Annotated in this window: 1 tRNA gene; it reads left to right on the top strand. The window is 50.2% G+C overall.

Features of this window, described 5'->3' with window-relative positions:
• Nucleotides 1–132 precede the first annotated feature (132 nt).
• Nucleotides 133–208 (top strand) — tRNA-Val (locus tag Q1A47_RS20790).
• Nucleotide 209 lies beyond the last annotated feature (1 nt).

The raw sequence follows: 209 nt of genomic DNA, 5'->3' as shown, positions 1-209 counted from the left end.
AACACAGAAGTTAAGCTCTCCAGCGCCGATGGTAGTTGGGGCTTTGCCCCTGCAAGAGTAGGACGCCGCCAGGCATTATACTTAATTTTTAATTCAAAACGCAATTTATTTACGCGTTGCACATAGTGCATCGGAGGATTAGCTCAGCTGGGAGAGCACTTGCCTTACAAGCAAGGGGTCGCAGGTTCGAGCCCTGCATCCTCCACCAT

It is taken from the genome of uncultured Virgibacillus sp., from assembly GCF_947495635.1.
Taxonomy (GTDB): domain Bacteria; phylum Bacillota; class Bacilli; order Bacillales; family Amphibacillaceae; genus Virgibacillus; species Virgibacillus salarius.
This window is presented reverse-complemented; position numbering and strand designations above follow the sequence as displayed.